Here is a 17,369-nt window from a genome sequence, read left to right as displayed (position 1 = left end):
CACTTTATTTTGTGTGCAAATATTGATCTATAATCAGATTATGGTCATGTCAATTTGGAACTACAATGTTATCTCCAGATGTAGTAAAAATAATTGATAATATTGGTGAAAAAATTGAGACCAGTAATTTTGCATCTTTAATGTTTGAAGACATTAAAAATGCCTGCTTTTTGGTTATGGGGCATATAGAGCATTTGAAAGCGACCAGTTCATTACCAAGTGCAGATAATACTAAAGATTTACTCGCCTATAAAAGAATCGTCATGCACTTGGTAGAATGGCAATCACGTTTCATTGAAATGAAAAAAAACACTGTCTTGGGAAATTACATTGCTGATTTGGATTTTTTACGTGATATGGTTCACTCCATTCCTGAGGTTTTAGGAGATGTTTATCGAGATAAAATAGAAAAAATTAATTTTTTCATATCTAAAATTCTAGTGAATATCAATAAATTAAAAACTAAATTGCTACAAGTAAATTGCTTTGATATTGCATTTACAACACATACCCAATGTTCTTCTGAAATTATCTTTTTATATTCTAAACTGCTTGAAATACATCATTGTGAAAAAATGCGTTATTCAGTCGTTATCAAAGGTTATTTTGAAGCAATACAGGAGGTATTTGATTTTTATTTAAATGAATTAACTTATTTCCGTGAACTTGAAATTACAAATACCAAGTGTTTGAGCTACTGTGTTATGAATTACCTCCCTAAAAATGTGAGACATTAAAAATTATTTCTTTTTCTCGTAGATGTTAAATCACTCTGTCTCTTTCCCATTGTCGGTTCGAAAAATAATCAAACAAAACAAATTATGAGCAATAAAGTCAAAAAATACTATACTTTATTTAATTAGAAACATACAGGGAAAAGTATGATGGTGAGTCTTTATCTATCACCTGAAGAAATATTAAAAAAAGTTATGGGTGATCCAAGTCATGCGGTCTTAAAGCAAAAAGAGTTGTCTGAAACAACTTATCCTCTTTTGATTTCGTATCTAGAATGGCTCAGAAAGATTAATTCAATTAAAAGTAAAAGAGATGTCATTCAGCAAAATGAACGATTAATTCATGAGTTTGTTTATTTATGTGAACACAATCTCATCTTTTTTCTAACTGTTTCTGGTCGATTTGATATCATTCGTTCTCTTTTTAAAGATAAAGATTTACCTCCAAAAGAAACAGCATTGCTTGATAAAATTGAAAAAGAACAGGCTCAAGTTATAGACGCAAACCTACATCATTTGGCTTTGTTATCCAAAAAAAAAGACGCATTAATCTCAAAAACTGATGAAATTAAATTCATACCCCCTACATCCGAATGGGAAAAAGAACTTTTTGGTTTAACTCATATGAAATTGTATCAGTATTATGAAGAAGAGATAAAACGCATCAATTATTTTTACCATGTGAGGCACATCAACCACATTGAATACTCTTTTGATGAGCATATGCAATTGGTACAACAAACAATTCAACTGATAGAACAAGATGAAAATATTGACGAGGAGATGAAAGACGAAGCCAGAAGCCTTTTAAAAGAACTAACCGTTATAAAAGACCAGATGCATTATTATAAGATAAATCAATTGGACGAAATCCATGACCAGGAAGAAAGCCTCGGAAAACATCTTAAAGAAAAACAGGAGCAACTCGAATCAGCGCATCAAAATTTTGATGCGTTTCTTGAAAAAGCACGCCACAAAGTACCTGGGTTACAAGAAATTTATGAGGTGCATCATACTCAAGTAAATCATTTTAAAAGGGAAAGCCTGGCAATTCAAAGAGAGTGGGAGCAGGAGATACATGAACATGTAATGCATTACGAGAATGCACGTCATCATGCTTTAAAGGATATAGACAAGAGTTTGAATTTATTAATCAATGAGATACAACAATGTCCAGTTGATGATTTGGATGAAGATAAAATCAATCTTTTGGATACTCGATTAAACCAGTTAAAGGAATGCCAAAAAGAACTTAAAACAATTGGCAATTATCAAACGCTTCAGGTCTTATTAGATAAATGTCATAAGGAATTGAAAACCATAGGAACTATTATTGCGCCTGTTTTAGCAGAGGATACCAAGATACGTTTTGCATCTGAAATCACACTAATTGAAAACTTGTTACATACATCAGCTAATCCTGAGGAAAGTTTTAGCTCTGGTATAACATCTGAAGAAGTAAATCTCACTAAAACATCCGAAATGGCATCCCTAAAGAATCTGACTCAGGAGCAGAGTTTAGTTCATTCTAATGAAATTGAAAAAAATGATGCCCTTTTTCCTTTATCAAAAGAGCCTATTGAAGTTCAGTCTCATACAGCAGCGGTTGTACCTATAGAATTGAATCCGAAGGAACATGGCGTTGATCCTCCTACTGAAGATGCTCAAGCACACTTTCACCGCTATCGATTTTTCATGAACACACTAAGAGATGAGACAGAGCTTATCCTGTTTGATTCAGAAAAACAGCGCAATTATGAGTCCCTTCTAAAAGAATTATCTCAGGTTTTAAGTGATTTGAATGAAGAAGTCGAGCCTGAAATGTTACTTAAAATAAAGGAAATCGAAGGCCTAATCAAGGAGGCAAAATCTATAGGATACGATAAAGCGAGTCCTTCTCATATCCAAAAAATTTGTGAAGCCTGTGATTTTGGACTAGATTATGAACCATTGAATCAAGCAAAATCCAGTCTTGCTTCATTTATTCCTATCCTGAATATCTCTCAAAATAATATAAGCCTGTAGTCTATTTGGCCAAAGATTGGATTAAGGAATGACATCATGGTTATTTTTTGATATAATGTGTCCAATTATTTTGATAGGGAGATTAAAATGCAATCAGCTCATGAAATTTTATTATGGGACGCGATAAATAAAAAAGAATATAAAAAAGTACCTGTGCTGATATCCGAACATCCAGATTTGGTCAATGCAGTAAACGCCAATGGCAGAACTTTGCTTGTGAGGCTTGTCCTTTTATTGACCCCACCTCTAGATTTAATTCAATGGATTGCCAATCAACCTAATCTTATTTTTGATCCTTCCAGCTCAGAGTCGACACAAACCACTGTTGGCGCCATTTTATCCACAGGACGCCCTGATATTTTACAAATTTTTGCTGACGATTCCCGCATCGTTTTCGATGGGAATAAATTATCTTATGCGACCGCTAAAAAAAATCGCGACAATGCAGCTAAAGCTAAAATAGAAAACCACAATAAAATGCTGCAAATCCTGCGTGATGCTACCATCCGATATGCAATACAATCTGATGATCCCAGCTTACTTGAACAACTAAAAGCAGCGGGAGACAATTTATCTCAGGAGTTAAGCGATGGAAAACTTCCAGTTCGTCTCATCACCAAGGAAAAACCTGCTCCGAAAGTGAAGTCCTGGTTCCAATCTCAAGTTGGAACACATGAAACAAGCATTGCATCTCATGCGGAATCTTTTTTCACCAACCTCAATGAAATGGCAAAAACAAAAGAACAGATGGATGAACTTACCCGAAGTAAACTGAAGAAAGAAACCACCTTACTCGATGAGGTCTATGAGAGTACCTTGGTGAATATGGAGAAAGCTGGGCGTTCTTTGAGCATTTCAAGCTAAATGAGCTTTCCGGTATGATACATCGATATAATGGATAAGGGATTTCAGCAACTGTGTGGTATCAACGCGATGCGAAAGGTTTAACCCTCTATGTTTTTATACAACCCGGTTCTAAAAAAACAGAGGTTGTAGGTATCTATGATGGTAAACTTAAAATCCGTCTTAATGCACCACCTATTGAGGGTAGGGCAAATAAGACTTTGATACATTTTATTGCGCTGCTCTTTAAGGTGCCCTTAAAACAGGTTTCATTAATTCGCGGGGATAAATCCAGACATAAAGTACTGAAAATCCTTGGAGATGCGATCATACCTGATGATTTACTTTGAATCACAAAGAAAATTTTGCGATAGTAAAGAAAACATATTATCAAAAATCTAAATATGAAAATCGAACAATGTTCCATCCTCTTTCAAACTTCTGGACGCGGTACCCAAAATATCACTGAAGAAGTAGATAAGCTCTTAGTAAATACTGGCGTCAACGAAGGTTTATGCCATTTATTTCTCAAACACACGAGTGCTTCATTAATGATTTGTGAAAATTACGATACTCAGGTTCGGGTTGATTTGGAAAACTTTTTAGTACAATTAGTTCCTGACGGCGATCCGCTTTTTAAACATGTGGAGGAAGGTAAAGATGATATGCCTGCCCATATTCGAACTATCCTCACTCAAACCAGTTTAACCATTCCAATACACAATGGAAAACTGGCTCTGGGTACCTGGCAGGGAATTTACCTCTATGAGCATCGCTTTCGAGCACAAGGACGCCAATTGATGTGTACAGTGGTTGGTCATTAGATATAAGAATAATTAACTGGCTTGGGAAATATTCCTTCTCATTCATCATGTCATCTATTTTGAGATACCTCCATGAAAAAACTGAACATAACTTTTTTATTTTATGAACAAATGACTGCCCTGGATGCAATTGGTCCCTATGAGGTACTTACGCGATTGCCCGATGTTGAAGTGCAAAGGGTCAGTTTAAACGGTGGTTCCGTACGTACCTGTTCGGGCCTGACTTTAATAGCGGAACATGCGCTGTCAGATATTTCACATACGGACATTTTGTTAGTCCCGGGTGCTGGCAATGCGACTGCTTTACGGGATTACCCTGACATCCTCGCTTGGATCAAAAAAATTCATGAACATACTTTATGGACAACTTCTGTATGTACTGGAAGTTTGATATTAGGTGCGGCTGGGATTTTATCAGGAATTAGAGCGACCACGCATTGGGCTGTCATGAATCGCTTAGCCAATTGGGGAGCACTACCGACCCACAAGCGATTTGTTACCGATGGAAAAATTATGACCGCTGCCGGTGTTTCAGCAGGAATTGATATGGCGTTTTATCTTGCTGCAAAGCTTACTAATGTCAATGTGGCTCAAACATTACAGTTGGGACTTGAATATGATCCTGAGCCGCCTTTTAATTCGGGCTCCCCAGAAAAAGCACCAAAAGAGTTGCTTGAATCTCTTCGTGAGCGTTTAAACATTCGATTTGAAAAAGAATAAGGATTATTTTCTGGAGATCATCACTATCAAGTCCTTTAGATCAGGGCTCTTTATAATTTTTCTTCAGCATGTGCTCTGGCATTGGGTATGGCAAGAGTTTCATTTCTCCAGAAATCAAGTTGGGGATTCACTCTATAAATTGCCCTGGTCGTGACAAACTGTTGCGATTCGAACCCTTTATTCAGGTGTCACATAATTTTCTTTTTGCTTTGGTAAATTCAGAAGTTCATTTTCGAGCTCCTCACCTAAGGTATCTTTTTTTAAGGTAGGAGAAAATTGGATAACAGGAGCAGGGTTTTTCAATGCTTCTGTTAAACTAATAAATTTATATCCATTCTTTTGATACATTTCTAAAATATCACCCAAGACATAGCTATTGAGTAGATTGGCATGTATTAATAATATTTGTTTGACATTCTTTCCATGGGCATTTTTTTCTGCTCTTAATGTTTGTTTCCATATATAGGCTAAATAACGGGGTTTTAATTTTTGAATGTAATTGATTCTTGAGCGATAGGGGACTTTATAAAGCATGGCATTAAAGTCGAAGTCTTTAGTATCAATGGTGACAGGAGCAATGGTGTAATGATGTTCTTTTAGATAATCATATACCTTTTGTTTCTTTTCCTTGTTGCCTTCTGCTAAATAAGGATAACGGAAGTATTTTGGTTCCGTCATGATTGGAGTAAGAACCTTATCCGCTCGATCCAGGTCGGCTAAGTATTTGTCAACCCCGACATGATTTAAATCGTAATGCGAATAGGTATGATTTCCTAACATAAATCCGGCTTTACGAAATTGTTCCAGAAAATCCCATTGACCTTTTTCTATAGCACCAGCAATAACAAAGCCAATCACAGGAACCTTGTATTTTTGGAAAGTCTCTACAATTTGTGTGAAACGCTCTGTCGAACGCTGGCGATTTCCTGGAGTATTCATTCTTGAAGCAACAAGAGGCAGATCATCCATAGTAATCGCAATTTCTTTTTCTTCAGCAAAACAAACAGAAGAAAACAACGCAGTGAATAGAAAGAGTAACTTAAACATCGATAGTCCTTATCAAAATTTACTAAAATGATAGTAACATAATTTGCCTAATACGTTAAAAAAGATAGCCCGCTTCAACTAAAGTTTTTACATTGATACACAATGAGCGCATATTCCTTATGCCGAAAAGTGTACGTATCTGTGGGAATTTTTTGACATTGATCAAAGTATTGTTCCAGGCAGTCTTTCCTATCGTAACGGTCAATATATATCGCATCTTTTAAAGTTTTAGCAGCAACTCTTTGATTCATATCAGCACCCCATAAGGCATATTGGTTTTGAGCGCTGTTCCCACATCCCAAAGTGTGGATCATAGGTTGGTTTTTAAGGAAAAAGAGCATACGTGCTTGAAACCAGCCTGAAGTAAAGACTGTATCAGGTAATTGGGGGAATTGTGTATTAAATTTTTGAATTAAACGATAATAAACAAATTTTTTTGATGGAACAACATTAAATCGAGAAGTGTTATCGATTAAAACACCCAGGCTAATTGCCGCATATGAAATAATCAATAACAGGGCCAGCCGACGGTAATGTTGTGAGGAAATCCAGTAACCGAATAATATGGCACTGCAGATTAAATAAGGCGTCAACCAAAATTCTCTAATTTCAGCTTTACTGGATGTATATAAATAAAAACAGAGGAAAGTAAAACAAACAGTTCTGCACAAGCTTATGATTAAACTACTTTTTTCATCCTTGTTTTGCTTTCGTATCAGAAAAGGGGGGAGAAGCATGATATTAAGGGAGGGAACAAAAGAGTTGAAAAAAGTTTTTACCGCGGCATATAAAGGGTTTACCTGATGGTTGATTTTGTGAGTAGTCAATTGGTAGATGAAGGATTGCCATTGATTTTGGTAATTCCAAAAAAGCACTGGACTAAAAATCAAAATAGCTATCATTACTGCAATATAAAAATGTTTGGTTTTAAAAATTGTACGATAAGTACTGAATGTTAAAAAAATGAGTAGAGACAGGATTAAAACGATGCCTGAATATTTAGATAACATCATCAGTCCAGCACTAATTCCGATAAAATAGATGTTGACTATCCTATCTGTCTTAATAAATTTGATGGTGTAGTACAGGGTTAATGACCAAAACAAGATCAGAGGGGTATCGTAGGTTGTCTGTTTTAAAATATCAAAAGTCACAAGAGGGGAGAATAGCCAGGATAAGGTTCCAATCGTGCTTGCTTCTCTCGATAAAAAAAAACGGCAAGTTTTGTAAATAACCCCACTGGTGATTGCGATGACACTGATTCCCACCAAACTCAAAGCAAATAAATTATCTCCAAATATAGCAGTAGCAAGCCTGATGAAATAGGCTATCATGGGTGAGCCATCGTAATAAGACATAGCCAGATGTCGGCTCCAATCCCAATAATAATAGGTATCGAGCGATAATATATTGATAGGTGCTAAAAAAAAGAGAATGGCAAAATATAAAGACAAACCCAGGCATATGTTTCGTGAGCTAAAAAAGTCCCACCGACTGAATGTCCTATGGGGTAACGCCTTTGCCTGATGTTCTTTATTTTTGGGGCGCCAAAGGGAGATATTTTTTTTCCAATTCCTTACCATAGCCCATTTCATCATGAATTAACAGGAACTATCTTTTCAGACCAAATATGACGTGAATAAGCATAATAATTCAAAAGAGACATGAAACCAATACCAATTCCCATGATGACATTTTCATGTACTGGCCCACCACCAAAACAAAGAACCCCAATCCGCAACCAGTAACTTTGCAAATTGATTATCAGTATGGAATAGAGTGTAAAAAAGAATAGGCGTCTAAGCTTTTGAGTCCAAGGCGAATTTTTCTTTGAGCTAAAGGTTATTTTACTATTTAATATGAAATTATTTATGATCGCGGCGCATACCGCAAATTGCGATGCTTCAAAAGGAGATAATTTAATGTATTCTCGCAATACATTATAGGTCAGGAACTGGACCAGTATCCCTAAAGAACCGACGAGGCACATTTTCAAGTAACGCCTGATTTCAAAATAGCGCAACTTGAATACCACACGTAGTGAATCGATAATGCTATTTTTAGGTAACTTACTGTAACCTTCATTTCGATCTATAAAATCAATGGGATGTTCCAAAATTTTGGCCTTATTTTTATGCAAAAGCCACAATAACTGCATTTTATATGCGTAGTGATTTGTAAGAAAATGATTCGGTAAAACTTGTAACAATTGCTGCTTCCGAGTGGCACGAAATCCGCTGGTAAAATCTTTATATTTTGGTGTCAGAGTAACTCGAGCAACAATATTACCTAGAATAGAAAATAATTTACGATGAAACTCCCAATTACTTGGAATACTTCCACCCTTAACATAGCGGCTTCCTAATACACAATCAGCGGATTGCAATTTTTCTAATATGGGGGCAATGTACTTGGGTTGGTGGGACAAATCGGCATCAAATTCAAAAATAATATCCGCATGTAGTGTTTTTAATGCATAATTCATCGCTTGGAGATAAGCCGATCCGAGTCCTGATTTGATGGATTCATTTTGTAAATGCAATTGGGGGTATTTTTCCTGCAATGAGGCCACAATGTCTTGGGTGTCGTCAGTAGAAGCGCTATCAAAAATTAATACATGAATATCATATTGATTTAATGAGGCTACCGAGGCAAATACTTGCTCCACCGTGGTTTTTATGACGGACGCTTCATTATGCGTCGGTATTATAATGACTACTTTCTCTTGCTCTGATGAATTTTTACTCATGAAATCAGAATGATTATTTGCATCACCAATCAACTTGATATCTCGGATCTAGGGATATTTGGGGGATGAGTGTATCAATATGTATTTAGAAAAAAAAGGGGGCTGTTTTGTCCTTTCGAGGAATACCATTCCAATTTTTAACTATTTTTTTGCTGAAAATTAACACTATTGTTTTAATTTGTTTTAAAAAGCTATAGTACAATTGAAAAAATTACATTCAATTCATGGATGTTTTTTATGGGAAATTCAAAATTTAGTCTCATAAAACAAAGCTTTTTTAATCATTCCCCCAAACAGAATAATTTTTCCTTCAAAGAAAAAGAATTTGATTTAAATCAGTTGAAGTATGAACTTTCTACGATGAATTTAATTCTTATGTCGAATAAATCGCACTGGATGGAACACGATTCGATAGTTCTTTATTTATTATTATTGTGTGATTTGCTGATTCAATATTATGAGCTGGATTATGTTTGCTCTGAAATAGAAAAATTAAAACAAATCCGAAAAAAAGTAGAGAATTATGGTAAAACAGATGTGGAGGAGGATCAAAAATTCATTGATAGTTTTCTTGTATTTATATTTGACGAACTACAGACGAATATACTGAGTTATGTTTCTTCATTTATGAGTATTTCCAAACTCCGCCAATATATTGGAAACATTAATACCAAGCGCTCCCAATTTTCTTACAGTCGTGGTTTAGCAAATTATTTGATTGTTTACCTTCAAAAGAGCTCGATTTCAAAAATAATTGAAGAATTTAACCAAATTATTAACAATCCATACAGTTTTATAGAAGGCATTCATTTTTTAAATGTATCACGCGAAGCCATTACCGATTTAGGAATTCTACTGTATGCCCTACGTTTTTTTATCAATTTATTTCTTTTAATCAAACATATTGCTGAAGCCTTAGAAAAAGATGAATTAGCAGTACTTACAATATGGAAACAAGAATTGGAAAAGCGAGGTTTTACCCTGGCCAATGACTTGGTTTGGGCCGTGATCGGATTACTCACTACCTATTATAATTTTTTTAAGATTTCAGAGTCAGTTGTTCCGATCATCACCGTTGCATTTCTTACTTTTGATACCTTATTGCTGTTTGCCCAATGGATTTTCGAAGCAAACCAACACCAGGTGCGCGTCGTGGAATTAGAGATTCAGTTAGAAACAGCTTCAGGATTGGAGCATGCAGTGATCCAGCGTCAGCTGGATATCCTTAATGATGAATGGGAGGCACAATGCAGTTTTTTTGTGATAAACATCGTGGGTGCAAACATCATCGCAACCAGCTTTGCCATGAGTATGTTATGTACAGGTCCGCTTGCATTAGGTGGACTGGCGTTACTGGCTTTACTGGGTAATGCTTTTTATAACACTGCTGAAGAGTATAAAAAATATCAAAAATCTTCTATTGCACTACGGCGTGAAGTACAGAACTCCAAAATACTTGATGATGCACACCATCTACAATTGTTAGGCCATCTGAAAGAGGAGTGTAACAAACAATACCAGGAATTTTGGAAAAGCTTACTTTTTAATGCAGGAGGAATTGCATTCATTATTACTGCAGCTGTCGCATCCTGGCCTGTAGCATTGGGCCTGACCCTTATTTATACCGTCTATCGATTGAACGATGCCTATCAAAAACAACTGCAATCCAAAAATAATGTTCCTCAAGAAATTTATCGTATTTTTGATCCTCAGCAAATAGAAGAAAACCCAAATATGCCTTGTTACTCATTGACATAGGCGGCGATTAGATAATGCATATTTATAAGCGGGCTACAATTTTACTTTGAGTAGAAAAAACAACTACACTCAATATAATAAAGAATGATGCTCAAGGAAGAAATTATGTCAGTGACTACAGGATTATCTGGAAATGAAATATTTTGTCTGCAACTAAAAAATTATTCTCCTGGTTCTATTGTTGTCGGAAACAGTGTCCATTCTTTGGGTATAATCGGTAGTGTAGGCTCAGGTTTTAAGGCCATGCTGGGGGGGGAACTAACACAAGTAACCTCACTCATAGAAGAGGGGAGAGAAACCGCATACAAACGATTATTAGAAGAGGCTGTAAGCAAAAATGCAACAGGTATTACCGGAGTAACCAGTCAACTCATTTTTCACGGGACAAACATTGAGTTTTTATCTATCGGCTCGGTAATCTATGCTGAAGATGGTGCGGATAAAGACAAATTCTCGACATCGGCAGATGGTCAGGAATTGTATGCCCAACTTGATGCAGGTTATAAACCGATATGTTTCTCTTTTGGTAATGTAGCTTATTCCATGGGGTTAGGACGCGGGTTTATCGGCAGCTTGAAAACTTTAGGCCGTGGAGAGATTAAGGAATATTCCGATATTTTTAATAAAACCAGGCATTTGGCATTAAATCGTATTATAGCTCACGCAAAACAGTACAACGCCAATGCTGTATTAGGAATTAAAACGACAGTTTTGCCGTTTGGCGGCGTTAATGAAATGCTTATGATTGGTACTGCCTCTAGAAATCCACAATTAATGACTGGTTCGAGCAATGATGTAGCCACAAGTGATATGACGAACATTGAAATGTGGAATATGGCTCGCTTAGGGTATGCTCCTGTCAAATTATTATTGGGAACTTCGGTTTACTCTTTGGGGTTGATAGGTGGGTTTACGTCAGTGATTAAATCATTTGTTCGTGGAGAAATTAATGAATTAACCCGAATGATTTATCATGCCCGTGAAAATGCATTGGCAATTATCAATGAAGAAGCGCAATCTATAGGAGCAGATGATGTCGTAGGCATAAAAACTTATGTGTACCAAATAGGTAATGGTTTAATTGAGTTTCTAGCTATAGGAACTGCTGTAAAAAAAACCAATCGTACCAAAACTGAATCGGAACAATTACCGCCCCAAGCTATTGTAGTGGATAAAGATACTTTTTATGATTCAACAAACTCAGACACTATCAATGTGAATGTAAACAGTGGCTCAAAACCAATAAATAGAGGTAATTTATCGCTTCTTGTACCGATATTCTTAGTGGTTTTTTTTATAGTAATACAGTTTATCATCACTCATTTTAATGAAATTCTAAGTCGATAAGTTAGAAGGCTCACTCTTTTTGGAGTTTCTTTCTTATCACCATTCTAATTCATAACTTCTTATGAGAAGATAAGTTTATTCAAAACATTCAAAATAAGGAATTATCATGTCAGAAGACTCTATGGGCCAATTTTGCTGGAATGAATTAGCAACTGCAGATGTGAATAAAGCCAAAGACTTTTATAGTAAAGTATTAGGGTGGAAATTTAAAGAAATTTCCACCGGTGAAATGACCTACACTTTGATTCATAACAACGATAGGGAATTTGCGGGTATTTGGCAGATTCCAAACGATTTACAAAATGAGATTCCACCCCATTGGATGGCCTATATTTTAGTCAATGATGTTGCAGAAACCCTTGAAACCAAACAGAACGGCGCTCAAGAAATGAAAGAAGTAACCCAGGTTGGCGATATGGGACTTTTTGCAATTATAAAAGATCCTACAGGTGCTCATATCGCATTCTGGGAAACAAAGAAATAGAATATGACGTCATTCACCGCATGAACAGGATAATCCATAGCCGTGCTGGCGACAGGGTTCCCGCCATCGCGGGAATAACACCGTTTTGTTAGTCCAGAATCACACCGTTTTACTAGTTCCTGACTTTGTTGACAGATTCTTGCTTACACAGAGTGATACTTTGTTTCAATAAACCCATGATTAAATAGAAATACAGAAAAATGCTTTTTCCTTGTCATTCCCGCGCAGGCGGGAATCCATACATCCAGTGAATTCATGGCTTTGTTAGGAAACTACCCAGGAACAAGATTTTGTTATCCATGAATTGATTGGTTTACTTATTCGGAAACGATTACTTTTTTAATTTTTGCTGAAAGTAAAAGCGATAATCGATCATAATGATGTAAATTAAAGCCATTATTTTTTATCGGCCTGGAGTTAAGATGATCCTCGAATTCTCCATTGATTAATGTTATTTTTTTTTGGGTTGAATAAATCATTATGGAAGAATTATATAAAAGATTCAGTTGCCTGCTTTTTCGTTTTGTTTCCGCCGCTCTTATAAAAATTCGGGCAATTTTATTTGCAAATTTTTGTTCCAGACTTAGCTCATCTTCCAGATTTTTCTTTTTTTCATGAACCCACCATTTTTGAAAACCACCTTTACCATGAATCTTTTCAAAACCCTGTAACATTTTATAAGCAATGAATAAGATATTTCTCAAATTAGTACGATCTATTTTCAAGGACTCCAGCTCATAGGTGGAACGAAATATATTCCATGCTGCGCTCATCACATCTGCGGTCATGCCTTCTTCTGAATAAGTGAGCAATTTCTTTGTTTCAATAGCCTCGATGAGTTCGAGTAAGATCATGAGTTCATCGTATGGTTTAAAAGGTCCATTAAAAAAAGTAGCGTCTTTATTTTCGGAGAACTGGGTGAACTCATAGTTATAAAAAATGATTTTTCTATTGCCAGCTTTTAATAAAACATTGTATGGAGGGTTCCATTTTTTGATTTCATCTGATTCAAGTAAAGCAGCTTCAAGGGGCGTTTCACATTCTATTGTTTCAATATCCCAGACTTGCGCCAACATTTCCAGCTTGCGTCGATCTCTATTTTTTACGCCGCGAAAATATGAGTTAACCCTGGATTTAAGCGAGGTTGCTTTTCCTACATACAGAATACTTTTATCTTTTGCTAACATCCGATATACACCCGGTTTGGTTGTTATTTCTAAACGCATTAACCGCTCAATGTTGTATTCAAATTGGTAAGGTTTTATGGCTTTGCTCTTTGTGCTGAGCCAACCTGAAAGGCTGCTGTAGGAAAAAATATTTTGTGATATCAGCACAGGAATTAATTCACTCCATACGGTTGCCGTCATGGCGACATGAGAGCTTACTTCATTTTTGGGTGTATTAGGCATTTTAAAAAAGCCGGCCATGGCTTTTAGATTATGACTCGGCAGATTTGGAAACAAACGTTTGGCAATTTTTTGAGAACAGAATAGTTCAAAATTAAACTGATCTGTGCCAAGGTGTTCTTTATAGAACTGCTTTAAAAAGCTGCTTTCAAATTGGGCATAATGCGCGATAACAATAGGTTCAGGTCCTAGTTTTTTTAAAGTACTTTGTAGTTTGCCAAATACGCTAGAGGGTTCAATACTTTGGCTTAACTCTTCATCGGTTATTTGCAGTAACCTTCTAATTTTTGCAGGGATTTGTTCATGCTCAGGTATTTTGAGCGTCCATTTTTCAATCTTTAAGGGATGTATTTTTTGGGGATTGATGATGCTCCATCCCAATTGCAATAAAAATCCATTGCTTGGATGCATCCCCGTGGTTTGGCAATCTATGATTAAAACTTTTTTTTGTGACAACTCATGCATATAGAGATGAAAAAGACGATATTGCTTAAGGGACAGACTTTAATGAAACAAAAGAATAAAGTCAAAAAGAGTCATTTCGACCTTTTAAAGACTGGTCTTATTCTCCTGTTCCTGGTTCCAGAAAGAGGCTATCTCCTTAAGGATGGATTGCGACACAAGTTCTCCTGGTGTCTGGTCGAACCAATCCTTGGGCATGCATTGACTGTAGGTGGGATGAAGGAACCGATTATCCAGGAGTACTATTAACCCTTTATCTGTTTCTGTGCGAATGACTCGACCTGCTGCTTGAATGGCTTTAGCCATCGCGGGGTAAATATAAGCATATTCTTTCCCTTCTTTATAACGGGCATCATAATAATTTTTCATTTGTTCCCGCTCCCAATCAAAAATTGGTAGTGGCGGCCCCACGATGAATGCACCAATGGCTAAGTCACCCACATAATCAATTCCTTCTGAAAAGATCCCTCCTTGTACTGCGAAAAATAAATGATTTGTATCTAATTGGTGAAGTTTTTTAAGCAGGCTTCTTGATTCGGCAGCATTCATGAGTCGTTCTTGGCGAATCAATTTAAAATTGGGTGGAGTTATCATATGGCGAAATACATGCTCTAAAAATTCAAAACTAGGAAAAAAAATAAAATAGTTTCCGGGCTTTAAGACAGTAATGCGCTTTATGACCTCCACAATTTTTAAATAATTGGATTGGCGATCTTTGTATTTAGTAGATACTTGCGGGATAAATATGAGTTTACGATTTTTTTGGGAAAATGGGGACGAGAACTCTTTCGTTTGAAGGTTGGGCTGATTCAGGCCAATGAGTTGACTGTAATAAGCAAACGGTTTTAAAGTAGCGGAAAAACCAATGATTTGTTGAAAATTGGGGTAATGTTCCCTTAGGTAATTGGAGGCATCACAACAACTAATTTTCAAAATATTTTTTGAAGGATCAAAAAAAATAAAAAATTCTTCATGCCCCTCACCGACAAACTCTAGCGCAGCAGTAAATTCAGACCAATAATTGCATAGTTTTAAGATCGGATCTTCAGCTTCAATTCGAATATCAGATTCTAAATACTCACTTAAAAATTGGTTTAATATTTCCTCTTGCTCCTTAAACGCCCGTTCACTAACCTTTGCGAGGTGAGGTTTCAGAACCCCAGGGACTGCGCATTGATGAATAGTATTAATGCATTGAGAAACAATATTTTTCAATTTTTGTTGAAAAGGTTGGGGGTATTTATCTAATGCATTGAGATAGAATTCAAAAAATTTTACTGCCAATTGAGTAGAGAAATAATCCATACTCCTAGCGGGCAGATTATGGACTTCATCAATGACCAAATTGGGTTTTTCTACTTCTCCCAGGGGGATTGCAGCAATCCGTGAATTGGCATGTGTTATCGAAAAGACATAGTTGTAATCCCCAATAACTACGTCAACATAGGGGATGCATTCCATTTGTAATTCATAAGGACAGATGTAATAAGTTTTCGCGAGTTCTTTAAAGTAATCAGCATTTAAGTTCTTTTGTTTTTTCGCTTGCTCTAACAAGTTATTTGCTGCGCATTTAGAATAATGATTTTCCGCAAATTCACACTTCTTACTGTTACATATCGGTTCGTTTTTCATGCATAATTTTTTTTTCGAAGTAAGCGTTAATGATTTAAAGGCAACTTTTTTAGACTGCAAAAGACGAACGGTATTTAATGCAATCTGATGCTGCGTATTTTTAGGGGTAACATATATCGTTTTTTGACCCCTACTCAATGATTCTTTTAAAGTAGGGAAAAGTATGCCCATTGTCTTTCCTAATCCAGTAGGCGCTTGAATGAGCATCGGCTTTTTATAATGCATGCCCTGAACTACGGATTCGATAAGTTCTTTTTGATGCGCCCTTGGTTGTTCAAAAGGAAAAATGAGTTTTGCGCTGTGTTTCTTACGACGCTCGATTCTTTTTTTGGCTTCATGAATGTCTGCTGCTAATTCACTGAAACGTCTATCTAGCCATTGCTCAAAAAGCTCTATATTAAAATCCAGGGAGAGAGAATGAGTTTTATGGTGACGCAGCGAAATAATTAATAAATTTAATTTAGGAATAGTTTTACTTTTTAACCAATGAATGTAACCGTAGACTTGCAGCTGTAGCCAATAAGGATGGGTGAAATAATTTTCAGCGAGTAGCTCGATAAGTTTTTGTGGTTCGAAAGCGGTTTTTATTTCCTCAATGCGAACAGGATCTCCATAGTAAACCCCATCCATCCGTCCTGATATATTGAAAACGAATCTTTTATAGGGGATTGAATGCAGGGTGATCACTTCTGAACAATAATGTGCGTGTTGTTTGTGTTGGATGGCTTGAAATTTTTGATGCGCCTTGATGGCTAATTTTGATGTAGGCCCTAACCCTGAGTATGTATCGATACTTCCTTCCCGTGGAGAGGGTAGGGCTAATTCATTGACGGATAAGTTATATTTTTTCATGCAAGGAGAAAACAGGATTCGACAAGTTGAGTTCTAATATTTTTTAGAACGAAATCCTTTTCATCTTACCACAAAGATACGGTAATTATGACTATAATTCGTCCATATCCACTGGAATCTACCGGCATGGCCGAGGATGAGTTGCATGTGTAATAATTTGACAATTAAGAAATAGAAGCTATATTTAAAGTATAGGATGATACTTCGGGCTTGCCCCCTAGTCCTTCCTATTGCGAAAACCACCTTCGGGTGGTTTTTGTCATTTGGGCGGACATAAAAGGGATGATAAAGTCCTGGAACATATAAAATAAGCCTGTTCTTCAATTTTACCAATATCTCCCCTTTACAAATTTGACAAATTTAATTAAGTATTTGTCAAATTAATATTGACAAGTATAAAAAAATTTTTGTATGCTGAATATGTCAACTTTATAGAGGGTATATGAATGTTGATGTGACCAGGAGATTTTTATGAAAAAACAACTT

The 17,369-nt window shown here is 36.1% G+C and carries 14 protein-coding genes; 9 read left to right on the top strand and 5 right to left on the bottom strand.

The features are described from left to right. The first annotated feature begins 65 nt into the window (after nt 1-65). The 6 genes from BU07_RS0105505 to BU07_RS0105480 all read left to right on the top strand — a co-directional run bounded on the left by BU07_RS0105505 (nt 66) and on the right by BU07_RS0105480 (nt 5,146). Nucleotides 66-737, top strand: a complete 672-nt coding sequence (locus BU07_RS0105505; RefSeq protein ID WP_031564096.1) for a hypothetical protein — start codon at nt 66-68, stop codon at nt 735-737. A gap of 144 nt (nt 738-881) precedes the next feature. Beyond that, a complete protein-coding gene (locus tag BU07_RS0105500; RefSeq protein WP_051635485.1) occupies nt 882-2,759 on the top strand; it encodes a hypothetical protein in 1,878 nt (625 codons plus the stop codon). 87 nt (nt 2,760-2,846) lie between these two features. Beyond that, the gene (locus tag BU07_RS0105495; protein WP_031564094.1) at nt 2,847-3,623 is read left to right on the top strand and encodes a hypothetical protein; all 777 of its coding nucleotides are present in this window, start codon (nt 2,847-2,849) and stop codon (nt 3,621-3,623) included. A gap of 53 nt (nt 3,624-3,676) precedes the next feature. Beyond that, nucleotides 3,677-3,952 carry a DUF167 domain-containing protein gene (locus BU07_RS0105490; RefSeq protein WP_031564093.1) on the top strand — a complete coding sequence of 92 codons (276 nt, stop codon included), beginning with the start codon at nt 3,677-3,679 and terminating at the stop codon, nt 3,950-3,952. A 54-nt stretch (nt 3,953-4,006) separates the two neighbouring features. Continuing rightward, nucleotides 4,007-4,426: a secondary thiamine-phosphate synthase enzyme YjbQ gene (locus BU07_RS0105485; RefSeq protein ID WP_031564092.1), complete on the top strand. Its 420-nt coding sequence runs from the start codon at nt 4,007-4,009 to the stop codon at nt 4,424-4,426. A gap of 72 nt (nt 4,427-4,498) precedes the next feature. Then, nucleotides 4,499-5,146 (top strand): DJ-1/PfpI family protein, encoded by a 648-nt coding sequence (locus BU07_RS0105480; protein ID WP_084157800.1) that lies wholly within the window; start codon nt 4,499-4,501, stop codon nt 5,144-5,146. A gap of 177 nt (nt 5,147-5,323) precedes the next feature. On the opposite strand, the gene BU07_RS0105475 is transcribed toward BU07_RS0105480, so the two are convergent. The 3 genes from BU07_RS0105475 to BU07_RS0105465 form a co-directional block, all read right to left on the bottom strand. Beyond that, on the bottom strand, nt 5,324-6,193 hold the full coding sequence (locus BU07_RS0105475; RefSeq protein ID WP_031564090.1) for a polysaccharide deacetylase family protein: 870 nt from the start codon (nt 6,191-6,193) through the stop codon (nt 5,324-5,326). Nucleotides 6,194-6,267: 74 nt separating this feature from the next. Beyond that, nucleotides 6,268-7,776 carry a glycosyltransferase family 39 protein gene (locus tag BU07_RS0105470; protein WP_035899009.1) on the bottom strand — a complete coding sequence of 503 codons (1,509 nt, stop codon included), beginning with the start codon at nt 7,774-7,776 and terminating at the stop codon, nt 6,268-6,270. An 11-nt stretch (nt 7,777-7,787) separates the two neighbouring features. Next, complete coding sequence (locus BU07_RS0105465; protein WP_035899005.1) at nt 7,788-8,975, bottom strand: glycosyltransferase family 2 protein; 1,188 nt, start codon at nt 8,973-8,975, stop codon at nt 7,788-7,790. A gap of 204 nt (nt 8,976-9,179) precedes the next feature. On the opposite strand from BU07_RS0105465, the gene BU07_RS0105460 reads away from it, so the two are divergent. From BU07_RS0105460 to BU07_RS0105450, 3 genes are all read left to right on the top strand, one after another. Further along, the gene (locus tag BU07_RS0105460) at nt 9,180-10,700 is read left to right on the top strand and encodes a hypothetical protein (RefSeq protein ID WP_051635484.1); all 1,521 of its coding nucleotides are present in this window, start codon (nt 9,180-9,182) and stop codon (nt 10,698-10,700) included. 105 nt (nt 10,701-10,805) lie between these two features. Next, complete coding sequence (locus BU07_RS0105455) at nt 10,806-12,047, top strand: heavy metal-binding domain-containing protein (RefSeq protein ID WP_031564086.1); 1,242 nt, start codon at nt 10,806-10,808, stop codon at nt 12,045-12,047. A gap of 106 nt (nt 12,048-12,153) precedes the next feature. Further along, entirely contained in the window at nt 12,154-12,531 is a 378-nt protein-coding gene (locus BU07_RS0105450) for a VOC family protein (protein ID WP_031564085.1), read from the top strand. Between the two features lie 317 nt (nt 12,532-12,848). Here the strand turns inward: BU07_RS0105450 and BU07_RS16695 are convergent, their stop codons facing one another. Both BU07_RS16695 and BU07_RS0105440 read right to left on the bottom strand, forming a co-directional pair. Then, a complete protein-coding gene (locus tag BU07_RS16695; RefSeq protein ID WP_051635483.1) occupies nt 12,849-14,402 on the bottom strand; it encodes a GIY-YIG nuclease family protein in 1,554 nt (517 codons plus the stop codon). A gap of 84 nt (nt 14,403-14,486) precedes the next feature. Then, nucleotides 14,487-16,883 (bottom strand): ATP-dependent DNA helicase, encoded by a 2,397-nt coding sequence (locus BU07_RS0105440; protein ID WP_031564084.1) that lies wholly within the window; start codon nt 16,881-16,883, stop codon nt 14,487-14,489. Nucleotides 16,884-17,369: the final 486 nt, after the last annotated feature.

Source organism: Legionella wadsworthii DSM 21896 = ATCC 33877 (assembly GCF_000701265.1).
Lineage (GTDB): Bacteria > Pseudomonadota > Gammaproteobacteria > Legionellales > Legionellaceae > Legionella > Legionella wadsworthii.
The sequence above is the reverse complement of the archived record's forward strand: the minus strand, read 5'-3'. Positions and strand labels throughout refer to the sequence as shown.